Here is a 20,662-nt window from a genome sequence, read left to right as displayed (position 1 = left end):
CGTGTGCTCGTCGTCGAGGACGAGGAGTCCTTCTCCGACGCCCTGTCGTACATGCTCCGCAAGGAGGGCTTCGAGGTCGCCGTCGCGGCGACCGGTCCCGACGGTCTGGACGAGTTCGAGCGCAACGGCGCCGATCTGGTCCTCCTCGACCTGATGCTGCCGGGACTGCCCGGCACCGAGGTCTGTCGCCAGTTGCGCGGCCGTTCCAACGTCCCGGTGATCATGGTGACCGCCAAGGACAGTGAGATCGACAAGGTCGTCGGTCTCGAAATAGGAGCCGACGACTACGTCACCAAGCCGTTCTCCTCGCGGGAACTGGTCGCCCGTATCCGCGCGGTGCTGCGCCGGCGCGGCGAGCCGGAGGAGGTCGCCCCGGCCGCGCTGGAGGCGGGCCCGGTCCGGATGGACGTCGACCGCCACGTGGTCACCGTCGCCGGCTCCAAGGTCGACCTTCCGCTGAAGGAGTTCGACCTGCTGGAGATGCTGCTGCGCAACGCGGGCCGCGTGCTCACCCGTATGCAGCTCATCGACCGCGTCTGGGGTGCCGACTACGTGGGCGACACCAAGACCCTGGACGTCCACGTCAAGCGCCTGCGCGCCAAGATCGAGCCGGACCCGGGCGCGCCGCGGTACCTGGTGACGGTCCGGGGCCTGGGCTACAAGTTCGAGCCGTAGGCCGGCGGCCAGCCGTACGGGTACGACGAAGGGCGGCGCCCCCTGGGGGGGCGCCGCCCTCGCGTGTACGCCCGGCCGGCCGGACCGGCAGCCGCCTGGCCTACGACCGGTCGGCGGCTGGATGCATGGTCTACGGCCAGTCGGTGGCTGCGTGCGTGTCCTACGGCCGGGTCATGGCGCCGGACACCTGCAACACGTACGGCGCCGAGGGCACCGCCGGCCCGCGACCGACCGAGGCCGGACGACGAGCCGGCCCGCCCCGGCCGGCCGGCAGAAGCCGCTGCTCAGTGCCCCGCGGCCGACTGCGACGCCGAGTCGAGCGGGGTCGCCGGCGTACCGGAGGCGCTGCCGGACGGGGACGCCTCGCCGGTCTTGCCCGGCTTGGCGCTGCCGGAGGGCTTGGAGCCGGGCGCGCCGCTGCCGGACGCCGAGGCGGACGCCGAAGCCGACGCCGAGGCGGACGGGATGTCGGACGGGCCCCACTTGCCGAAGTAGCTGGTGGCCGGAACCACGAACGCGCGCAGGGTCACCTTGCCGGCCTTGCTGAAGGTGAAGGTGACCTTCTCGGCGTTGCCGTCCTGGACGGCCTCCCGGCCGCTGGGCAGGGACGCGGAGGCGTTGTCCTTGCCGCCGAGCAGCAGCGAGCCGCCCGCCGGGATGGTCAGGCTCTGGCCCTTGGCGGGCTTCAGTTCGGCGGACGTGCCGTTGCCCCCCACGGTGACGGACTGGAGGGTCTCGGCGCTGCGGCCGTTGTTGAACACGGCCGCGGAGACCACCGCCGGACCCGTCGACTTCAGGTCGGGCTGGGTGATGACCACGGCGTTCTGGATCTTGATGGTGCCCACCTGGATCGCCGCGTTGTCCGGCTTGACTTCCAGGGTCTGGGCGTTGTTACCGGCGCCGCAGGCGGCGAGCGAGGCGATCGAGAAGGCGATGGCGGAGGCGGCGAGGGCGCCGCGTCGAAGGCTGCTGCTCACGGCGGCGGCAACTCCTTGAACGCGCGGACGGCTCCCCTGATAAAGCCGCCCTAAGTGTCTGTCAGCGGGCTTAGGTTACCGAGCCGTTCCCGGGCGGCCGCACCCGACCCTCCCCCAAGGCCCGGCCTTCCCTCCAGGTGGGGGTACCCGGAGGGGGCCGAGTGACGCCGCGGCCACATTGCGGGGCCGCTCGTCTGTCATTCACATAACGCGACGGCGGACGCCTCTCGACGGCCCGCGCGGATTTTCCGTGAAGGAATGCGCGACCCTCCCGAAATTGATCACGGGGTGCCCGACCCGCGGTCGCTGATCAATTTCGGAAACGGCTCACATCCGCCTGCCGCCACCGAACGGAGTAGTGGAAGTCGCACGCTTGAGGCGGGACGAACCGGGACGTTCCGCCACTTGGAGCGGCCTCCCGGAGCGTGTAACGTACGCGTTTCCCCTTGCCCGCAGAGCCCCTCCGACCTGCGATTACCCGCTTCCGCAGGGGCCCCGCAGCACGTCCCGGTGACTGTTGTCAAGCCCCGAGATATGCCCTGACCTGCGAAAACGCCATTCAGAAGACGCCGTATCCGTGTTACCCTGGATAGCCACGGAAGGGGTACCTGTCACATGACGTTCAAGGTTGGCGACACCGTGGTCTATCCCCATCACGGGGCCGCGCTGATCGAGGCTATCGAAACTCGCCAGATCAAAGGCGTGGACAAGACCTACTTGGTGCTGAAGGTCGCCCAGGGTGACCTCACGGTGCGTGTGCCAGCGGACAATGCGGAGTTCGTCGGCGTGCGTGATGTGGTCGGTCAGGACGGACTGGACCGGGTCTTCGAGGTACTGCGCGCGCCGTATGCCGAGGAGCCCACGAACTGGTCCCGTCGCTACAAGGCAAACCTGGAGAAGCTCGCCTCCGGCGATGTCATCAAGGTCGCGGAAGTCGTGCGTGACCTGTGGCGTCGCGAGCGCGAGCGCGGACTGTCCGCCGGTGAGAAGCGCATGCTCGCCAAGGCCCGCCAGATCCTGGTGAGCGAGCTGGCTCTCGCGGAGAACACGAACGAGGACAAGGCCGAGGCCCTGCTCGACGAGGTGCTCGCCTCCTGACGCGCAGCGGCAGCGAACCCTCGCTTCCGGCACGCTCAGCACAGTGAAGATGCCGCGGTGCCCGATGACACTGATCCTGTCGCCGGGCGCTGCGGCATCTTCGTCCCCGCGGCGCGTGCTCGGTGTCCCCCGGGAAGCCTGCGGATCAACCCCCCGATACTTGACGTGCCGGGCCCGGGCGGATGGCTCGACCAGGGTCACGGAAAGGGTCCGGTCAAGGCGTCGCGCCCGGCACTCCTGAGGCCATACCCACGTAGGTCGAGCACACAAACCTGACAGGAACCGATGTCTGACGAATCGCGCGCCACGCCCGCGCAGAGCCCCGTCGCCGCCGTGATTCCCGCCGCCGGCCGAGGCGTGCGCCTCGGTCCGGGCGCCCCCAAGGCGCTCCGCGCGCTGAACGGCACTCCGATGCTCATCCACGCGGTCCGCGCCCTCGCCGCGTCCCGCCATGTCTCGCTGGTCGTCGTCGTGGCCCCGCCGGACGGCGCCACCGAGGTCAAGTCGCTGCTGGACGCGCACGCGCTGCCCGAGCGGACGGACTTCCTCGTCGTACCCGGCGGGGAGTCCCGCCAGGAGTCGGTCCGGCTCGGCCTGGAGGCGCTGCCGCCGCAGTACGGGATCGTGCTGGTCCACGACGCGGCCCGGCCGCTCGTCCCGGTCGACACGGTCGACGCGGTCGTCGAGGCCGTACGCGACGGCGCCCCCGCCGTGGTGCCCGCGCTGCCGCTGGCCGACACGGTCAAGGAGGTCGAGCCCGCGGCCGTGCCCGGTGACCCGGAGCCGGTCGCCGGCACACCCGAGCGGGCCCGGCTGCGCGCCGTGCAGACCCCGCAGGGCTTCGACCGGGCGACCCTGGTCCGCGCCCACGAGACCGTCACCGACGAGGTCACCGACGACGCGGGCATGGTCGAGCGGCTGGGGCTGACGGTCGTCGCCGTCCCCGGCCACGAGGAGGCGTTCAAGGTGACCCGCCCGCTGGACCTGGTCCTCGCCGAGGCGGTGCTGGCCCGCAGGAGGCTGACCGATGGCTTCTGAGGCACCGCCGCTTCCCCGGGTCGGCATCGGCACCGACATCCACGCCTTCGAAGAGGGCCGCGAACTGTGGTGCGCGGGCCTGAAGTGGGAGGGCGAGGGACCCGGCCTGGCCGGCCACTCGGACGCCGACGTGGTCGCGCACGCCGCCTGCAACGCGCTGTTCTCCGCCGCCGGACTCGGTGACCTCGGACAGCACTTCGGCACCGGCCGGCCCGAGTGGTCCGGCGCGTCCGGGGTCACGCTGCTCACCGAGGCCGCCCGGATCGTGCGCGCGGCGGGCTTCGCCGTCGGCAACGTCGCCGTCCAGGTGGTCGGGCCCCGGCCGAAGATCGGCAAGCGCCGGGACGAGGCCGAGAAGATCCTGTCCGAGGCGGCCGGCGCGCCCGTGTCCGTCTCCGGCGCCACGACCGACGGCCTGGGCTTCCCGGGGCGGGGCGAGGGGTTGATGGCGGTGGCGACGGCACTCGTCGTGCGGGTGAGCTGAGCGCGTGCGAGGGTACCCTCACGACCACCAGTGATCCCTGGACTCCGGAGGGTGCCCATGTCCGCCGTACTGTCCGACCGCCTGAAGTCCGTGCTCGACGGCAAGGTGTTCATCGTCGTCGGCACCGTCCAGCCCGACGGCAGCCCGCAGCTGTCCCCGGTCTGGGTGACGCGCGACGGCGACGACCTCCTCTTCTCCACCACGGTCGACCGCCGCAAGCACCTCAACCTGGAGCGTGACCCCCGGGTGACGGTCGCCGTCCTCAACCCCGACGAGCCCTACGAGTACGCCGAGATCCGCGGCATCGCCGAGACGACGACGGACGGCGGCCAGGAACTTATCGACGAACTCAGCCGCAAGTACACCGGCAAGGACTACGCCGACTTCAACCCGTCCGCGGGCCAGGACGCCCAGCGGGTGGTGGTCCGGGTCCGGCCGCGGAAGGTGGTCGGGCGCCTGTGAGACGCCGGCCGGCCGGCGCGTGGTGGGGCGGGCCGGCCGGCGCGTGGTAGAGCGGGCCGGGCGGTGCGGTGCGCGTTCCGCCGGGGAAGGCGCATCGCACTGGTCGGCGCCCACTACTCTGGAGTCGTGACGATTCGCCTGTACGACACCAGCGCCCGGCAGATCCGTGACTTCACCCCGCTCAAGCCGGGCTGTGTCTCGATCTACCTGTGTGGCGCCACGGTGCAGGCGGCACCCCATATCGGCCACATCCGCTCGGGCCTGAACTTCGACATCATGCGCCGCTGGTTCGCCTACCGCGGCTACGAGGTGACGTTCATCCGCAACGTCACCGACATCGACGACAAGATCATCGCCAAGAGCCACGAGCAGGGCCGGCCCTGGTGGTCGATCGGCTACGACAACGAGCGCGCGTTCAACGAGGGTTACACCGCCCTCGGCTGCCTGCCGCCGACGTACGAGCCCCGCGCGACCGGCCACGTGCCCGAGATGGTCGAGATGATGCAGCGCCTCATCGAGCGCGGGCACGCCTACGAGGCCGACGGCAACGTCTACTTCGACGTCCGCTCCTTCCCCCGCTATCTGGAGCTGTCCCGCCAGGAGCTGGACAACCTGCTCCAGCCGTCCGGCGAGGGCGAGACCGGCAAGCGGGACCCGCGCGACTTCGCCATGTGGAAGGCGGCGAAGCCGGGCGAGCCGGCCTGGCCGACCCCGTGGGGCCCCGGCCGCCCCGGCTGGCACCTGGAGTGCTCGGCGATGGCCCACAAGTACCTGGGCTCCGCCTTCGACGTCCACGGCGGCGGCCTGGACCTGATCTTCCCGCACCACGAGAACGAGATCGCCCAGGCCAAGGCCTACGGCGACGACTTCGCGCGGTACTGGGTGCACAACGCCTGGGTCACCATGGCCGGCGACAAGATGTCCAAGTCGCTCGGCAACAGCGTGCTGGTCAGCGAGATGGTCAAGAAGTGGCGCCCGATCGTGCTGCGCTACTACCTGGGCACCCCGCACTACCGCTCCATGATCGAGTACAGCGAGGAGTCCCTGCGCGAGGCCGAGTCCGCGTTCGCGCGGATCGAGGGCTTCGTCCAGCGGGTCACCGAGCTGACCGGGAAGACCGTCGAGCCGGCCGCCGAGGTCCCGCCCGCCTTCGCCGAGGCGATGGACGACGACCTGGGCGTCCCGCAGGCCCTCGCCGTGGTGCACACCACCGTCCGGCAGGGCAACAGCGCGCTCGCCGCCGACGACAAGGACGCTGCCGTGGCCCGGCTCGCCGAGGTGCGCGCCATGCTCGGCGTCCTCGGTCTCGACCCGCTCGACGCGCACTGGGCCGGCGGCGCCGCCGACCACGACGAGGACCTCGAAGGCGTGGTCGACAGCCTCGTGCGGCTGGTCCTCGACCAGCGCGAGTCCGCCCGCGCCCGCAAGGACTGGGCCACCGCCGACGCCATCCGCGACCAGCTCGGACAGGCCGGGCTGGCCATCGAGGACGGCCCGCAGGGGCCGCGCTGGAGCCTCGGGACGCGCTAGCCGTCCCCTTGATCGATTGTGCCGCCCGGCCCCCCGGGCGGCACACTGCATAAGACGTACGTACGAACGCTCACGAAGACAGGTAGGTCATGGCCGCGAACAACCGTCGCATGTCCGGCAAGAAGGGCGCGCAGGTCGGCAGTGGCGGCCAGCGGCGCCGGGGCCTGGAGGGCAAGGGCCCGACCCCGCCCGCCGAGATGCGCAAGGGACACGCCAAGCAGCGCGCCGCGGCGGCCAAGGTCCGCCGCGCGCAAACCCGCGCGCCGCAGCGCCGGGGCGGCGGCAGGTCCGCCTCCGAGATGGTCGTCGGCCGCAATCCGGTGGTGGAGGCGCTGCGCGGCGGCGTCCCCGCCTCCACGCTCTACGTCCAGCAGTTCATCGACAACGACGAGCGCGTCCGCGAGGCCCTCCAGCTCGCCGCCGAGCGCGGCGGCATCAACCTCATGGAGGCCCCGCGCCCCGAGCTGGACCGCATGACGAACGGCCTGAACCACCAGGGCCTGGTCCTCCAGGTCCCGCCGTACGAGTACGCGCACCCGGAGGACCTGCTCGACGCCGCCGCCGAGGAGGGTGAGGACCCGCTGGTCGTCGCGCTGGACGGGGTCACCGACCCGCGCAACCTCGGCGCCGTCGTCCGCTCGGTCTGCGCCTTCGGCGGCCACGGCGTGGTCGTCCCCGAGCGCCGCTCGGCCGGGATGACCGCCGGCGCCTGGAAGACCTCCGCCGGCACGGCCGCCCGTACGCCGGTCGCCCGCGCCACCAACCTCACCCGGGTCCTGGAGTCGTACAAGAAGGCCGGTCTCACGGTGGTCGGCCTGGCGGCGGACGGCGAGGCCGAACTCGGCGACCTGGCGGCCCTGAGCGGCCCCGTCGTCATCGTCGTCGGCAGCGAGGGCAAGGGCCTGTCCCGCCTGGTCGGCGAGACCTGCGACATCCGGGTCCGCATCCCGATGCCGGGCGGCGCGGAGTCGCTCAACGCCGGTGTGGCGGCGGGCGTCGTGCTGTACGAGACGGCGCGCATGCGCGGCTGACGAGCGTCCCCGGCGGACCGGACACCCGTCCGGGACGTCACTCGCGCGGGGTGACCCGGACGTCGGTGTGGCGTCCGGGACGGCTTTGACGCGGTCCGGACACATCGGGCCGGTCAAAGCAGTGTCCTAACACCACGTCACTCTGTTAGATGAGTGTGGACACCAGAACACCCCGCACACCCACGGGGGACCGCTCGTCAGGCTACGACGACGCTCCCGCGCTGAGCATGGTGAAGGTGCCGAGCGATCCGGCGCAGGTCATCGTCAATCACGCCAGTTTCCGCGTGCAGCTGGGCGCGACGGCCAGGGGCATCCAGTCCCCGCGGATCGCCCGGCACCCGAGCGCCGGCCAGGACACCGCCCGCCAGCCCGTCCTGGGCACCGCGGGCCGGACCGCCGGGCCCGCCGGCCGCCGCCGCCCCGTCGTGTGGAGCGGCAAGTCCGCCCCCGACGACACCGGCGCCCACCGCCTCCTCCAGGCCGTGCGGGGCAGCGTCCGCCACGCCGACGAGCCCGAGCCCGGCGCCACCCAGGTCATCCCGCGCCTCCAGACCGGCTACGCCGACAGCTACGCCGCACTCGACCAGACCGTCGAGACCCCGGTCGTCGGCCACCAGCGCACCGCCCCCGATGCCGACGGCACCCGCCTGCTGCCGCACATGCGCACGGCCACCGGTGCCTACGACCCGCCGGCCGACACCGGCCACGACCCGTACGACGCCTACGCGTACGACGCGTACCCGGCCGGCCCCGGGACCGGCCCGGAGCCGTACACGGACACGGACACCGTCAGCCTGCGCCCCGCCAGGCGCCAGGGCGACGACCCGGCCCGGCACGCCTACTACCCGGGCCGCCGGATGAACCTGGGCGTGGTCCTCCTCCCGCTGCGCGTCTTCCTGGGCTTCATCTCCGGCTACGCCGGCATGAACAAGCTGTGCGACCCCGTCTACTTCGACGGCGGCGAACGCGGCTCCATGGTCAAGTGGCTGAACACCCTGCACCCGTGGGACGCGGCCGAGCCGCTGCGGCAGTTCGCGCTGCACCACCCGGTCGGCTCCGGCCTGGTCATCGCCTTCCTCCAGGTCGTCGTCGGCGTCCTGACCGTCCTGGGCTGCTGGCAGCGCGTGGCCGCGGCCTTCGGCGCGCTCCTGTCGGCCGCCCTGATCGTCACCGTCAGCTGGAAGACGGTCCAGGTCTACGACGCGCCGGACATCATCTACCTCGCCGCCTGGTCCCCGCTGGTCATCGCGGGCGCCCCCGTCTACTCCGTGGACGGCCGGCTCGCGGGCAGCGCCTGGCGCCGGCTCGGCCCCCGCTCCGACATCTGGGAGCTGCGCCGCTACGTGCTGCGCCGCGGTGCGCTGATCACGGCCGTCACCGTGGGCCTGACCCTGCTGATCGGCTCCGTGCTGGGCGGCGCGGTCCGCGACTCCGGCCGCGTGGTCGTCCCCGGACCCGGCGAGGCCCCGCGCAACCAACTGCCCGGCTCCCCGCTCCCGCAGGAGCCCGGCAAGCGGCCCAGCAAGGCCCCGGCGGCCTCCACCGCCCCGACGGACGGCGCCACGGCCGGCGCGAGCCCCACCGGGTCGGCGACGCCGACCGGCCCGAGCCGCGCCACCACCGGCGCCACCACCGCGGCCCCCAGCCAGACCCAGGGCACCACGGGCCAGCTCCCGCCCCGCCAGAGCGCCCCCACCGGCGGCGGCGCGCCGAGCACCACGGCGGGTCCGACCGGCACGGGCGGCACGAGCACGACCGGCGGCGGCACCACGTCGACGGGCGGCGGCGGTGGCACCAGCACCACGGGCGGCAGCACGGCCACCGGCCAGCCCGGCTTGGTGGGCGGCCTGCTGGGCTGAGGAGCACATCGGCGAAGGGGCCCTGTACCGAGGAGGTACAGGGCCCCTTCCGCGTGGAGCGACAGCGCCGGCTAGCGCCCCAGGGCGGCCAGTTCCCTGGCCGCCTCCGTCAGGTCCTTCGCCGTGTCGATGGCCCGCCAGTACGCACCCTGCGGAATGGTGAACCCGGCCAGCTTCCGCTCCCGGGCCAGCCGGGGGAACGTGGTCCGCTCGTGGTCTCCCCGCTCGGGCAGCAGCGAGGTGAACTCGGGGGAGAACACATAGACGCCCGCGTTGATCTCGAACGTCGACGGGGGCGCCTCGATGAAGTCGGTGATGTGCCCGAACCCGTCGGTCCGCACGGCTCCCCAGGGAATCCGCGGCCGGGCCAGGGCCAGCGTGGCGACCGCGTCCCGCTCGGTGTGGAAGTCGGCCATGTCCCGCAGGGAGAACCGCGTCCAGATGTCACCGTTGGTGGCGTACCAGGGCCGGTCGGGATGGGGCAGCCGGGCCGCGGCGTAGCGCAGGCCGCCGCCGCGGCCGAGGGGCTCGGTCTCCACGACGGTGGTGACGGAGACGGGCAGGTCGGCCGAGTCCAGCCACTTCTGCAGGACGTCGGCGAGGTGGCCGCAGGAGACCACCACGTCCGTCACGCCTTCCTCGGCGAGCCAGGTCAACTGATGGCCGATGATCGGCGTGCCCGTACCGGGGATCTCGACCATCGGCTTGGGCCGGTCGTCGGTGTACGGACGCAGCCGCGAGCCCTGGCCACCGGCCAGGACCACGGCTTGAGTGGGGCGCGACGCGGCGCTCGGATGGGTCATGACCGCACTGTACGTGGCGCCCCGCCACGGTGCGCGGTCGGCAACGGGTTCCCCGGCGGACCCGTCGCCGGACTCCCGCCTCAGCTGTGCGCGGCCAGGACGCCCGAGGCGAAGGCCGTGTCGCACACGGGCCGGGCGTACGACTGGGCGCGCGAGGCGCCGTAGATGCGCACGGCGGCCGTGCCGAGGGCGCGGGCGATGGAGGAGCAGTGCCGGGCCAGCGCGGGGCGTCCGTTGACGGCCCGCTGGAGGTGGGTGAGCGCCACGCCCGGGTCCTTCTCCCGGAGTTCGCTCAGCAGCTGGTCGCGGAGCACGTCCTGCGGGGCGCGGGCCGTCCTGGCGGGGGCCTTCGCCGCCGAGATGTCGGAGGCGGCCAGCATCGGGCCGGCGGGGCTCCCCGTCCAGTTGACCCGGGTGACGGCGAGGGTCCCGGAGAGCACCAGGACGACGGGCAGGACGAGGGCGAGAGTGCGGCCGATACGGCGGGCAGGGCCGCCCCGGTGGCCGCGTCGCGTCTGTGGGGTGGTGGAGTGCTTCACGCGTGTGAGGGTAGCGCCCGGTAATGGCGTGAAGACAATGCGTCACCCTTATGGGGGATGAGAACGGGCTGTTTTCGGGGTAATGGGTTGACTCCGCCGCTCGGAATGATCACCGCGCCGGGGTGTTCCGCCGCCGACGCGGAAGGCCCCGCGGTCGGACCGCGGGGCCTTTCACGACGGGGCGTCTCGCGCCCGGGAGGGTCAGTCGGTCAGCCGCTCGCCCGTGGACGTGGAGAACACGTGGATCTCGCCCGGCCGCGGCACCACGTGCAGCGTGGAGCCCTTCTCCGGCACGGCGCGGCTGTTGACGCGGACCACGAGGTCCTTCTGCTCGCCGCCGACCTCGACGGTGCCGAAGACGAAGCCGTCGGCGCCGGTCTCCTCGACGACGTTCACCGAGACGGCGAGGCCGGCCGGGGCGTCCGCGGTGTCCTTCGACAGGGACGCGGCGGCGCCGCCGCCCAGCTCGACCACGTCGAAGTGCTCGGGACGGACGCCGACGGTCACCGTGCGGTCGCCCTTGTCGGCGGCGGCCTTCAGGGCGTCCCGGTTGACCGGCACGACGCTGTTGCCGAACTTCACGCCGCCGTCGGTGATCGGGACCTCGACCAGGTTCATGGCGGGCGAGCCGATGAAGCCGGCGACGAAGAGGTTCGCGGGCTTGTCGTACATGTTCCGCGGCGAGTCGACCTGCTGGAGCAGACCGTCCTTGAGGACCGCCACCCGGTCGCCCATCGTCATGGCCTCGACCTGGTCGTGGGTGACGTAGACGGTGGTGATGCCGAGCCGGCGCTGGAGCGACGCGATCTGCGTACGGGTGGAGACGCGCAGCTTGGCGTCCAGGTTGGACAGCGGCTCGTCCATGAGGAAGACCTGCGGCTCGCGGACGATCGCGCGGCCCATGGCGACACGCTGGCGCTGACCGCCGGAGAGCGCCTTCGGCTTGCGGTCCAGGTACTCGCTGAGGTCGAGGATCTTCGCGGCCTCCTCGACCTTCTGCCGGATCTCCGCCTTGTTGACGCCGGCGATCTTGAGCGCGAAGCCCATGTTGTCGGCGACCGTCATGTGCGGGTAGAGGGCGTAGTTCTGGAACACCATGGCGATGTCCCGGTCCTTCGGCGGCAGGTGCGTGACGTCGCGGTCGCCGATGCGGATGGCGCCGCCGTTGACGTCCTCCAGACCCGCGAGCATCCGCAGGGAGGTCGACTTGCCGCAGCCGGACGGGCCGACCAGGACGAGGAACTCGCCGTCCTCGATCGCGATCTCCAGCGCGTCGACGGCGGGCTTGGTGGAACCCGGGTAGATCCGGGTCGCCTTGTCGAACGTGACAGTGGCCATGGTGATGGGCCCCCTTCTACCGGCAGGAACGTGCCGGACGATCCGTTGTAGGAAGGTGGTTGGTGTAGTCCACCGGGGTGAACTGGATCGAGACGGTACCTGGCGTTCACACGCTCTGTCAGTACTTCGGCCGAGGTGAACTTCACGGAAATTCTCTCCGGGGCGCCCCGGAGACCTGGGTAGACTGCACGAGCACCCCGGTGCACGCCTCCTTAGCTCAGCTGGTCAGAGCGCCGCTCTTGTAAAGCGAAGGTCGTCGGTTCGAATCCGACAGGGGGCTCTTCGAACACGCGCTGACCTGCGGTTTCTCCCAGGGAGGCGCTTCCCCCGGCCTCGGACTCCTCGTCCGGGGCCGTCTGCGTGAGCGATGCGTGAGCGGACGCGTCACCAGAGCCCGGCCGGGCTGCGGATTCCCCGGCGTCGGCCGGCGGGTCTGGGGAGCGGGTGACAGGGCGGGCCGCGGTCTGCCTGGCCGTCCCGCTGTGGCCGCCGCAGGCTCACCGACATCGCACGGAGTGGGCAGCCGGCCTCCGGACTCCGCGTACCGGAGAACCCCCAGAGCAGGCATGGCCGGCTCGATCGAGAGCGGCGGCCCCGGGAGCGGATCCATCCGCGCATCCGGGTGAATGCGCCGGATAATCGGAAGTCCACATTCCCCGATAATTGCCTTGCATTCGGGGGGATTAAGGCTTGGAAATCACAAATCACCCTCGCCTTCAATGGCCTCTGGGACATTCCTCCGTAATATGCACCAGCAGATCAAGCCTCTCCGCGTGTTTGGTTATGGCCCGGTACGCACGCCACGGCCCTCACAGAATGGCCTCTTGATGAAGCTGAAGATCCCTGAAACGGCCCGCCGCCGCACCTTGCCCGGCTTGCTCGCCTCGGCCCTCGCCGCAACGGTCGCCGCCGCGATGGTCGTCCTGTCGCCCGCTCAGGCAGTAGCCATCGCCACGCCCGTTCCGCTGGCCACCGCGGCCGGCTTCTCCGTTCTGGCGGGCGCGGGAGTCACCAACACCGGCCCTACGGTGATCAGTCACGATCTCGGGACGCACCCGAACCCGGCCATCACCGGTTTCCCGCCCGGCGAGGTGCTCGGTGCGGTGCACGCCGCTGACGCCGTGGCGCTTCAGGCCAAGTCCGACCTGGTCACCGCGTACAACAACGCGGCCGGCCAGGCTACGGATTTCGCGCTCGCGGCGGGAATCGGCAACGGCACCACCCTGCTCCCGGGCGTCTACACCGCTTCCTCCGGTGTCGGGCTCACCGGTGATCTGATCCTGGACGCCGGGGGCAACCCGAATTCCGTCTGGGTGTTCCAGATTCCGGAGGCCCTGACGACGGCTTCCTCCAGCCGGGTGCTCCTGACCAACGGCGCTTCGCCGTGCAATGTGTACTGGCAGATCGGGAGTTCGGCCACGCTCGGCACCAATTCCACCTTCGTCGGCACCATCATGGCTCTGACGGACATCCACGTGACCACGGGAACGAATATCGAGGGGCGGGCGCTGGCCCGCAACGGCGCCGTGACGCTCGACACGAACCGGATCTTCCTCGGTTCCTGCTCCACCGGCACCACCGGCGGAACCACGACCGGAACGACCAGCGGCGGAACCACCACCGGCACCACCACCGGCACCACCACCGGCGGAACCACGACCGGCACGGGCGGACTGACGAGCGGCACCATCCTCGGCGCGACCGGTGGGGGCCTGATCAGCGGCGGCCTCCTGGGTGGCCCCCTCGTCACCGGGGGCGCCGGCACCGCGGGCAACACCGCCGGGAACTCCGCGGGCAACACCACCGGTGGCGGGCATGGCGGCGCGCCGGGCGGGCCAGGCCCTGGTGGCGGCCCCCACCAGGGCAAGCCGGGCCATGAGTACCCGGGTGCGCACGGCAAGCCGGGCCACGGCCATGGCGAGAAGCCGGACGTGCACAACGGTTACGGCTACGGCAGCAAGCCGAGGATCAAGGACTACCTGGACTACGGGGACTCCAAGGGTCACGAGGACTCCGACGGGTCCGAGGCCCACAACAGCGAGGACTAGGCGACAGGCCGCGCGGAGTTCCTTCCTCGAATGACGGCGTGCGGCGGGACCTCCGTCCCGCCGCGCGCCGCCGGCGCGAGTCCACGCACACCCCAGGCGCCGGACAGCGACAGATGAGAAGACAGGGTGGACGGTGTCGAGCGGAATCGAACCAGCGGTGGTGAGGAAACGCGAGCAGTCCGGCTCCGGACCGCTCCCGGAGGAGGGCCATGACGGCACGGACCCGCCCGCCGCCGGGCCCGCCGGTGCCCGCGCGCTGAGAGCCGGGCTGCACAGTGCCGTGGGCCTGTGTCTGGTGGTGGCTCTGATCCATGTCGCCGTCGTCTTCCTCGCCGTGGCTCCCTCCAATTCCCTCTCACAGCGGTACAGCCGGCAGATCAACGCATGGGTGTATCCCCTTTTCGAACAGAACTGGCGGCTTTTCGCCCCCGATCCCGACTCGGTCAACCGGCAGATCCTGGCGAGAACCGCGCGCACCGCCCCGGACGGGTCGATGCGGGTGAGCCCATGGCTCGACCTGACCGCCGTGGACCGTGCCGCGGTCGAACACCACGTGTTTCCGAGCCACACGGCTCAGAACCTCCTGCGCCGTTCCTGGGCCTCCTACGTCGACACACACGGCGCGGACGACACGGCACGCTCGAACCGGGCCGCGATGATGCAGACGTATCTGGGCAACATCGCCGCGGACCGTGTCACCGGCCACGACAAGGGCCGCAGGTTCGACTTCATTCAGCTCCGGGTCGTCACACGGCCCGTCGCCGCGCCCGACGCCGCGGCCGGCAACCGGCCGCCGGCGCCGGTCGAGAACCGGCTCCTGCCCTGGTGGAAGGTGACCCCCCATGGGAAATGAACAGGCCGTCGGACTCCCGGCGACGACGGCCGCACCGGGCAGGCCCATGGGCGGGGCATGGCCCCCCGGTACGGTCCGCCGTCCGCTCCGCGCACGGGCCGATGCCTTCTGGGACGTTCTCACCGGCCGGCCGGTGTCCTTGTACGCCACGTCGGTTCTGCGTATCGGTTACGGGTCGCTCTATCTGGTCTTCCTCCTGCGCGAGTTCCCGCACCGGCACGAGATCTGGGGCCCCGGCTCCCCGTGGACACCCGCGCTGGCGGAACAGCTCTTCGACCAGACGGGCTGGTACAGCGTCCTGGTCCTGTCGGACAGCCGTGCCTACTTCGAACTGTGCTACGCGCTGGCTCTCCTGACGTCCGCGCTGTTCACGCTGGGCTGGCGGACCCGTGCCACGTCCGTCCTGTTCGCCGTCGTGGTGACGTCGTTCCACGCGAGAGCGATCTTCATGACGGACGGGGGCGACAACCTGATCCTGCTGATGGCCCTGTACCTCGTGCTCACCGCGTGCGGTCGGCGGTGGTCCCTGGACGCGCGCAGAGAGCGGATCAGGACGGCGCGTACGGACGGCGTGCCGGCGCGGGCGCGGAGCCTTGTCGCGCAGGACCTGCGTGCGGTCCGCCGGACGCTGGTCACCGTGGTGCACAACTGCGGCGTCTTCGTGATCGCGGCACAGGTCTGCTTCCTGTACGGATCGGCCGGTCTGTACAAAGTCCAGGGCGCGTTCTGGGGTGACGGCACCGCGCTTCACTACGTGCTGAACCTTGGACTCTTCCAGCCCTGGCCCGCGCTCTCCCACGCCCTGGACCAGTACCCGATCGTGCTCGCGGCCGTCGGCTACCTGACCGTCCTCACCCAGGTCGCCTTCCCCTTCGTCCTGTTCGGCAGGCTCAAGTACCCCGTTCTCGTGATGCTGCTGAGCATGCACGCCGGCATCGCGGTGCTCCTGGGACTGCCCCTCTTCTCGGGCGCGATGATCGTCGCGGACGCCGTGTTCCTTCCCGACCGCTTCTACGCGTTCCTGCCTCGCCTCCTTCGGCGCGGTGCCAGGCGATGCGGCGTCCGGGCGCCGGTGCAGGGAACAGGGCTCGGCTCCGTTCCCCCGCAGGGCGGCCGCCCGGACGGTCCGGAGGAGTGCGGGCCGCTGTCCCGCGTCACCGCACATCCATGCGGCCACTCCTGCGCGTTGCGGCGTAGCGCGGAGTAGTGTGGACGGTACCGAGGGCATTCCGCACACCGGCTTCCACGCCGGGTCGTTCCCGGCGAAAGATGAAATCCGGGCCGTCGCAGAGGCGGCCCGGAGACGGGTCCGCATCATGTCGGCGACCTTGTACCCCACCCTGCCGCACCGCGAGCCCGCCGCGGCTCCGGCCGCGCGTCTCGCTCTGAAAGCGGACGGTGCCTCCCGCGGACTCCTGGACGGCGCCTGGTGGCCCCGGTCCCGTGATCTGCTGAGCGAACTGCCGGCTCTCACCGATGTGCTGGACCCCTTGTGGGGCCGCATCACCCGCATCGCCGTCAACCCGGAGCACTGGCCGGTCATCCCCCGCCAGGTTCCCGTGGACGGGCACATCGTCAAGGTCGGCTGGTTCACTCTGGAGATCGATCCGCACAAGCTGCTGCTGCTCTCCTACGGCACCGGCCGCTGGGACCTCCTGGTCGTCCCGCCCGGGACCGGGGCGGAGTCGGCGGCCCGGCTGATGGCCGCCGCGTCCGACTGCGACGGCCCGCCGCTGACGGCGAGCGCGCTCATCGCCGCGGACGAGGCCCGGCACGGCGTCTTCGCGGCCGACCGGCCACCGGACCCGGACGAGACAGGGGAGTACGAGGGCGGCGCCTTGGTGGTGTCCGCAGCCGTTCCCCGGCAGACCGGTCCGCCCGGCCGGGCCAGCCGGCTGATCGTCGGTATGTGACGTGGCCGCCATGAACGCCTTCCTGGTCCTCATCGCGGCGGCGGCGTAACGGGCGACCGGATCTTCCACCCCGGTGGAAGGACCGCCCCCGACCTCACCCTGTCCGAGCCGCGAGCCCGTCTCCAAGCAGGAAACGGACCGCGGGCGCCGGGCTGTCTCAGGCCAGCAGGCGGGCGATCTCCAGGCGGCGCGCCTCGACCGGGCGGCCGTCCGTCACGTCCCACAGGACGTTCTGGAGCAGCCGGCCGAAGGTCCAGGCGCGGGCCCGGTCCCGGTCCAGACCGAGGACGTCGGTCATCGCGTCGAAGCGCCAGCGGACCTCGGCGGGATCGAACCGGTTGTCCAGGGCGGGCCACAGCTCGAAACCGGGGTCGCCGGCCAGCGGCTTGGGATCGATGGCGAGCCAGTCGGCGCGTTCGGCGGCGAGGACGTTCTCGTCGTGCAGGTCCCAGTGCAGGAGCCGGTCGCCGGGTTCGGCGGCGACCTCGCGGACGGCGGCGGCGCAGTCGGCGACGGTCCGGCGGGCCCACGGGTCGGGGATGCGGGGGAGCGCCCAGGGCGTCCGGTCCAGCATGGCTTCGGCGATGTCGCCGAGCCGGCGCAGTCCGGGCGGGGCCGGGAAGGACGTCAGACGCGCCAGCAGCCGGGCGATGACCAGGACCGCTTCCCGGGTGCCGACGCGGCCGGCCAGCATCCGGGTCTCGTCCAGGCGCTCCAGCAGCAGCGTGCCGGTGGCCGGGTCGTGGTCGAGGAGCCGTACGGCCCCGGCGCCGTCCCAGGCCCGCAGCGCGACCGCCTCACCCTCGGTCTCCGCGTCGCGTAGCTGGAGTTTGAGGACGGCGGGGCGGCCGTCGGCGCGGACGACCGGCAGGACCAGGGCGCTGACCCCGTGCATCGACGGGCCGTCGAGCCGGAGCCGCCAGCGGTCCAGGAAACCGGCCGCGAGGTCCGGCAGCGCGGCGACGAACTCCCGCCCCGCCGCGCCGTTGTACCTCTCCTGCGCCTCGGCGAGCCCCGCGGGAATGTCGATCACGGGCCAGACGATACCGCCGTGCGTGAATCGGACCATGCGAATTCACCGGGCCCTGGGCGGCGTGTGGGCGTTCGTCCGCGGTGCTCCCGGCACCTATGTGTGGCTGAGTGTCCTCTTCGTCACGACGGTGGTGCTGCATCACATGCCGCCGGAGTTCGAGGAGCACTTCCTGCGGCACCGGTCGACGAATCTGCACGAGCTGTCGCGCGACCCGGTGCGGGTGCTGGTGGCGAGCGCGATGTGGAACGAGAGCGGCCACTGGCTGCCGTACGCCTTCCTGTACACGGTGTTCCACGCGCCGGCCGAACGCCGGCTGGGCACGGCCCGCTGGCTGGCGGTGTGCGCGCTCGCCCACGTGCTGGCCTCGCTGGTCAGCGAGGCGGTGCTGCTGACGGCGATCCGGCGCGGCCGGGCGCCGCTCACGGCGGTCCACACCCTGGACATCGGGGTGAGCTACGCGCTGGCCGGGGTGATCGCGGTGCTCGGCTACCGGATCGCGGCGCCCTGGCGGTACGCGTACCTGGCGGCGGTGCTCGCCGTGTTCGCCCTGCCGCTGACCGCCGGGCCGACCTTCACCGATATCGGCCACTTCGTCGCGGCGCTGATCGGCCTCGCCTGCTATCCGCTGGTCAGAGGGCGGGGAAAAGCATGGAATCCGAAGGAGACACCGGCCGGGCTCAGGGGTTAACGTCCCGGCCATGAGCAGCTCGGCAAGCGGTGCCGTCAACGGCGGTGTCTCGTTCTGGTACGCGGACGACGGTCTTCCGGCGGTGCGGGAGCCGCTGTCCGGGGACGCCACCGCGGACGTCGTCATCGTCGGCGGCGGGTACACGGGGCTGTGGACGGCGTACTACCTGAAGAAGGCGGCGCCCTTCCTGCGGATCACCGTGCTGGAGCAGAAGTTCTGCGGGTACGGCGCCTCCGGCCGCAACGGCGGCTGGCTGTACAACGGGATCGCGGGCCGGGACCGGTACGCGCGGCTGCACGGCCACGAGGCCGCCGTACGGCTCCAGAAGGCGATGAACGACACGGTGGCCGAGGTCGTCGCGGTCGCGGCGGCGGAGGGCATCGACGCCGACGTGCACCAGGGCGGTGTCCTGGAAGTGGCCACCACCCCGGCGCAGTGGGCCCGGCTGCGGGCGTTCCACGAGCACGAGCTGGCCTTCGGCGAGCAGGACCGGGAGCTGTACGGAGCCCGGGAGACCGCCGCGCGGATCCGGGTCGCGGACGCGGTCGGCTCCGCCTGGACCCCGCACGGCGCCCGGCTGCACCCGGTGAAGCTGGTGAAGGGACTCGCGGCGGCCGTGGAGGCGCTCGGCGTGACGATCCACGAGTCGACGCCGGTGACGGAGATCCGGCCCCGGCACGCGGTCACGCCCTACGGCACGGTCCGCGCGCCCTACGTCCTGCGCTGCACCGAGGGCTTCACCGCCTCCCTGAAGGGCCAGAAGCGGACCTGGCTGCCGATGAACTCCTCGATGATCGCCACCGAGCCGCTCACCGAGGAGCAGTGGGCGGCGATCGGCTGGGCGGGCCGGGAGACCCTGGGCGACATGGCGCACGCCTATATGTACGCCCAGCGCACGGCGGACGGCCGGATCGCGCTCGGCGGGCGCGGGGTGCCGTACCGCTTCGGCTCGCGCACCGACAACGACGGCCGCACCCAGGAGGCGACCGTCGAGGCGCTGCGCGAGATCCTGACCCGCTTCTTCCCGTCGCTGGCCGGCGTCCGGATCGCGCACGCCTGGTCGGGCGTCCTCGGCGTGCCGCGCGACTGGTGCGCGACCGTCACGCTGGACCGCTCCACCGGGCTGGGCTGGGCGGGCGGCTACGTCGGCTCCGGTGTCGCCACCGCCAACCTGGCCGCCCGCACCCTGCGCGACCTGCTCCGGCGGGACTCCGGCCAGGGCGGGCGGACCGAGCTGACGGAACTGCCCTGGGTGGACCACAAGGTGCGCAGATGGGAGCCGGAACCGCTGCGCTGGCTGGGCGTCCAGGGCATGTACGCCACCTACCGCGCCGCCGACCGGCGCGAACGCCTGCGCCCGGGCCTGCGGTCCTCCCGGCTGGCGCGAGCGGCGGACCGGGTGGCGGGCCGGCACTGACCTCCGGCGGACGCCACCGGACCGCCCGCGGGGCGCTACCCGCGCGACCGGCCGGACGGCCGCGCGGGTCGGTCCACCTGCTCCACGGGGAGGACGGCCGGTGCCTCGCCGTGGGTGACATCCCGGCGTGCCGCGGGCTCGGGACGGACTGTCAGTGGCGGGGTGCAGCATGGGGGCATGGTGAGGCGAACGAGCGGGAACCGGGCGGCGGACCGGACGGCGGTACGGGGTGCGCGGCGGGCGGAGGTGCGGCTGCCGGCCCTGGACCCGTGGGACGGGGACGCGCTGGAGCCGGACGGCGACTACGACGGGCTGGAGTTCCGGGAGCGGGACCTGACCGGGCAGGACGCGCGGGGCGCCCGGTTCATGGACTGCGCGCTGACGGGCTGCGCGGTGGACGGCACGGCACTGGGCCGGGCCCGGGTGCTGGACTCGGTGCTGACCGGGCTGCGCGGTGTCGGCACCCAGCTCGCGGAGTCCGCGTTCCGGGACGTCGAGCTGGTCGACGCGCGCCTGGGTGGCGCCCAGATGCACGGTGCCGTGCTGGAGCGGGTCGTGGTCCGCGGCGGCAAGATCGACTTCCTGAACCTGCGCGAGGCCCGCCTGAAGGACGTCGTGTTCGAGTCCTGCGTGCTGGTCGAGCCGGACTTCGCGGGCGCGCGCCTGGAGCGGGTGGAGTTCGTGGACTGCGCGCTCACGGGCGCCGACTTCGGCAACGCCGCCCTGACGGACGTCGACCTGCGGGGCGCCGCGCCCCTGGAGATCACCCGCGGTCTGGACCGGCTGTCCGGGGCGGTGGTCAGCACCGGTCAGCTGCTGGACCTGGCCCCGGTGCTGGCGGCGGAGCTGGGAATCCGGGTGGAGGGCTGAGGCGCG

20 protein-coding genes and 1 tRNA gene are annotated in these 20,662 nt (G+C 72.2%); 16 read left to right on the top strand and 5 right to left on the bottom strand.

What is annotated here, in order from left to right:
* The first annotated feature begins 3 nt into the window (after positions 1-3).
* The gene (gene phoP, locus ACZ4SV_RS24875) at positions 4-675 is read left to right on the top strand and encodes a two-component system response regulator PhoP (protein ID WP_465195177.1); all 672 of its coding nucleotides are present in this window, start codon (positions 4-6) and stop codon (positions 673-675) included.
* Positions 676-959: 284 nt separating this feature from the next.
* Here phoP and ACZ4SV_RS24870 read toward each other — a convergent pair whose 3' ends face one another.
* A complete protein-coding gene (locus tag ACZ4SV_RS24870) occupies positions 960-1,652 on the bottom strand; it encodes a copper chaperone PCu(A)C domain-containing protein (protein WP_365872395.1) in 693 nt (230 codons plus the stop codon).
* 615 nt (positions 1,653-2,267) lie between these two features.
* On the opposite strand from ACZ4SV_RS24870, the gene ACZ4SV_RS24865 reads away from it, so the two are divergent.
* The 7 genes from ACZ4SV_RS24865 (at position 2,268) to ACZ4SV_RS24835 (ending at position 9,154) form a co-directional block, all read left to right on the top strand.
* Entirely contained in the window at positions 2,268-2,750 is a 483-nt protein-coding gene (locus ACZ4SV_RS24865; RefSeq protein WP_003953493.1) for a CarD family transcriptional regulator, read from the top strand.
* A 285-nt stretch (positions 2,751-3,035) separates the two neighbouring features.
* Positions 3,036-3,788, top strand: coding sequence for a 2-C-methyl-D-erythritol 4-phosphate cytidylyltransferase (gene ispD / locus ACZ4SV_RS24860; RefSeq protein ID WP_468006500.1), 753 nt, complete (start codon positions 3,036-3,038; stop codon positions 3,786-3,788).
* Positions 3,778-4,272 carry a 2-C-methyl-D-erythritol 2,4-cyclodiphosphate synthase gene (ispF, locus tag ACZ4SV_RS24855; RefSeq protein ID WP_365872399.1) on the top strand — a complete coding sequence of 165 codons (495 nt, stop codon included), beginning with the start codon at positions 3,778-3,780 and terminating at the stop codon, positions 4,270-4,272. The genes ispD and ispF overlap by 11 nt, the downstream gene beginning before the upstream one ends.
* Before the next feature lie 57 nt (positions 4,273-4,329).
* Complete coding sequence (locus ACZ4SV_RS24850; RefSeq protein WP_365872401.1) at positions 4,330-4,734, top strand: PPOX class F420-dependent oxidoreductase; 405 nt, start codon at positions 4,330-4,332, stop codon at positions 4,732-4,734.
* Positions 4,735-4,860: 126 nt separating this feature from the next.
* Positions 4,861-6,264, top strand: coding sequence for a cysteine--tRNA ligase (cysS, locus tag ACZ4SV_RS24845; protein ID WP_468006497.1), 1,404 nt, complete (start codon positions 4,861-4,863; stop codon positions 6,262-6,264).
* Positions 6,265-6,353: 89 nt separating this feature from the next.
* Positions 6,354-7,295, top strand: a complete 942-nt coding sequence (gene rlmB / locus ACZ4SV_RS24840; RefSeq protein WP_365872405.1) for a 23S rRNA (guanosine(2251)-2'-O)-methyltransferase RlmB — start codon at positions 6,354-6,356, stop codon at positions 7,293-7,295.
* A gap of 149 nt (positions 7,296-7,444) precedes the next feature.
* On the top strand, positions 7,445-9,154 hold the full coding sequence (locus tag ACZ4SV_RS24835; RefSeq protein WP_468006495.1) for a DoxX family membrane protein: 1,710 nt from the start codon (positions 7,445-7,447) through the stop codon (positions 9,152-9,154).
* Between the two features lie 71 nt (positions 9,155-9,225).
* Here the strand turns inward: ACZ4SV_RS24835 and ACZ4SV_RS24830 are convergent, their stop codons facing one another.
* From ACZ4SV_RS24830 to msiK, 3 genes are all read right to left on the bottom strand, one after another.
* Entirely contained in the window at positions 9,226-9,957 is a 732-nt protein-coding gene (locus ACZ4SV_RS24830; protein ID WP_365872409.1) for a nucleotidyltransferase family protein, read from the bottom strand.
* An 80-nt stretch (positions 9,958-10,037) separates the two neighbouring features.
* Positions 10,038-10,496 (bottom strand): hypothetical protein, encoded by a 459-nt coding sequence (locus tag ACZ4SV_RS24825; protein WP_365872411.1) that lies wholly within the window; start codon positions 10,494-10,496, stop codon positions 10,038-10,040.
* A 201-nt stretch (positions 10,497-10,697) separates the two neighbouring features.
* Positions 10,698-11,834, bottom strand: coding sequence for a diacetylchitobiose ABC transporter ATP-binding protein MsiK (gene msiK / locus ACZ4SV_RS24820; protein WP_468006492.1), 1,137 nt, complete (start codon positions 11,832-11,834; stop codon positions 10,698-10,700).
* A gap of 206 nt (positions 11,835-12,040) precedes the next feature.
* Between msiK and ACZ4SV_RS24815 the strand changes: the two genes are divergently transcribed.
* From ACZ4SV_RS24815 to ACZ4SV_RS24795, 5 genes are all read left to right on the top strand, one after another.
* A tRNA-Thr gene (locus ACZ4SV_RS24815) sits at positions 12,041-12,114 on the top strand.
* Between the two features lie 547 nt (positions 12,115-12,661).
* Positions 12,662-13,882, top strand: coding sequence for an ice-binding family protein (locus ACZ4SV_RS24810; RefSeq protein WP_468006635.1), 1,221 nt, complete (start codon positions 12,662-12,664; stop codon positions 13,880-13,882).
* A 133-nt stretch (positions 13,883-14,015) separates the two neighbouring features.
* Positions 14,016-14,735, top strand: a complete 720-nt coding sequence (locus ACZ4SV_RS24805) for a DUF5819 family protein (protein WP_468006490.1) — start codon at positions 14,016-14,018, stop codon at positions 14,733-14,735.
* A gap of 46 nt (positions 14,736-14,781) precedes the next feature.
* A complete protein-coding gene (locus tag ACZ4SV_RS24800) occupies positions 14,782-15,942 on the top strand; it encodes an HTTM domain-containing protein (protein ID WP_468006633.1) in 1,161 nt (386 codons plus the stop codon).
* Between the two features lies 1 nt (position 15,943).
* Positions 15,944-16,648 carry a DUF5994 family protein gene (locus ACZ4SV_RS24795; RefSeq protein WP_468006488.1) on the top strand — a complete coding sequence of 235 codons (705 nt, stop codon included), beginning with the start codon at positions 15,944-15,946 and terminating at the stop codon, positions 16,646-16,648.
* A 157-nt stretch (positions 16,649-16,805) separates the two neighbouring features.
* Here ACZ4SV_RS24795 and ACZ4SV_RS24790 read toward each other — a convergent pair whose 3' ends face one another.
* Complete coding sequence (locus tag ACZ4SV_RS24790; protein WP_468006486.1) at positions 16,806-17,717, bottom strand: aminoglycoside phosphotransferase family protein; 912 nt, start codon at positions 17,715-17,717, stop codon at positions 16,806-16,808.
* Here ACZ4SV_RS24790 and ACZ4SV_RS24785 point away from each other — a divergent pair.
* The 3 genes from ACZ4SV_RS24785 to ACZ4SV_RS24775 all read left to right on the top strand — a co-directional run bounded on the left by ACZ4SV_RS24785 (position 17,716) and on the right by ACZ4SV_RS24775 (position 20,656).
* Complete coding sequence (locus ACZ4SV_RS24785) at positions 17,716-18,369, top strand: rhomboid-like protein (protein WP_365872421.1); 654 nt, start codon at positions 17,716-17,718, stop codon at positions 18,367-18,369. The genes ACZ4SV_RS24790 and ACZ4SV_RS24785 overlap by 2 nt on opposite strands.
* Positions 18,370-18,379: 10 nt before the next feature.
* Entirely contained in the window at positions 18,380-19,786 is a 1,407-nt protein-coding gene (locus ACZ4SV_RS24780) for an NAD(P)/FAD-dependent oxidoreductase (RefSeq protein ID WP_468006484.1), read from the top strand.
* Between the two features lie 177 nt (positions 19,787-19,963).
* Entirely contained in the window at positions 19,964-20,656 is a 693-nt protein-coding gene (locus ACZ4SV_RS24775) for a pentapeptide repeat-containing protein (RefSeq protein ID WP_468006483.1), read from the top strand.
* The last annotated feature ends 6 nt before the right edge of the window (positions 20,657-20,662 follow it).

This window comes from Streptomyces sp. NPDC027672, from assembly GCF_055566335.1.
This window is presented reverse-complemented; position numbering and strand designations above follow the sequence as displayed.

What these genes read in the sequence shown, in the direction of transcription:
- ACZ4SV_RS24865 (WP_003953493.1), top strand. Translation starts at nt 2,268, where the DNA reads ATGACGTTCAAGGTTGGCGACACCGTGGTCTATCCCCATCACGGGGCC.
- ispD (WP_468006500.1), top strand. Translation starts at nt 3,036, where the DNA reads ATGTCTGACGAATCGCGCGCCACGCCCGCGCAGAGCCCCGTCGCCGCC.
- ispF (WP_365872399.1), top strand. Translation starts at nt 3,778, where the DNA reads ATGGCTTCTGAGGCACCGCCGCTTCCCCGGGTCGGCATCGGCACCGAC.
- ACZ4SV_RS24850 (WP_365872401.1), top strand. Translation starts at nt 4,330, where the DNA reads ATGTCCGCCGTACTGTCCGACCGCCTGAAGTCCGTGCTCGACGGCAAG.
- rlmB (WP_365872405.1), top strand. Translation starts at nt 6,354, where the DNA reads ATGGCCGCGAACAACCGTCGCATGTCCGGCAAGAAGGGCGCGCAGGTC.
- ACZ4SV_RS24835 (WP_468006495.1), top strand. Translation starts at nt 7,445, where the DNA reads ATGAGTGTGGACACCAGAACACCCCGCACACCCACGGGGGACCGCTCG.
- ACZ4SV_RS24830 (WP_365872409.1), bottom strand. Translation starts at nt 9,957, where the DNA reads ATGACCCATCCGAGCGCCGCGTCGCGCCCCACTCAAGCCGTGGTCCTG.
- msiK (WP_468006492.1), bottom strand. Translation starts at nt 11,834, where the DNA reads ATGGCCACTGTCACGTTCGACAAGGCGACCCGGATCTACCCGGGTTCC.
- ACZ4SV_RS24810 (WP_468006635.1), top strand. Translation starts at nt 12,662, where the DNA reads ATGAAGCTGAAGATCCCTGAAACGGCCCGCCGCCGCACCTTGCCCGGC.
- ACZ4SV_RS24800 (WP_468006633.1), top strand. Translation starts at nt 14,782, where the DNA reads ATGGGCGGGGCATGGCCCCCCGGTACGGTCCGCCGTCCGCTCCGCGCA.
- ACZ4SV_RS24785 (WP_365872421.1), top strand. Translation starts at nt 17,716, where the DNA reads ATGCGAATTCACCGGGCCCTGGGCGGCGTGTGGGCGTTCGTCCGCGGT.
- ACZ4SV_RS24790 (WP_468006486.1), bottom strand. Translation starts at nt 17,717, where the DNA reads ATGGTCCGATTCACGCACGGCGGTATCGTCTGGCCCGTGATCGACATT.
- ACZ4SV_RS24780 (WP_468006484.1), top strand. Translation starts at nt 18,380, where the DNA reads ATGAGCAGCTCGGCAAGCGGTGCCGTCAACGGCGGTGTCTCGTTCTGG.
- ACZ4SV_RS24775 (WP_468006483.1), top strand. Translation starts at nt 19,964, where the DNA reads ATGGTGAGGCGAACGAGCGGGAACCGGGCGGCGGACCGGACGGCGGTA.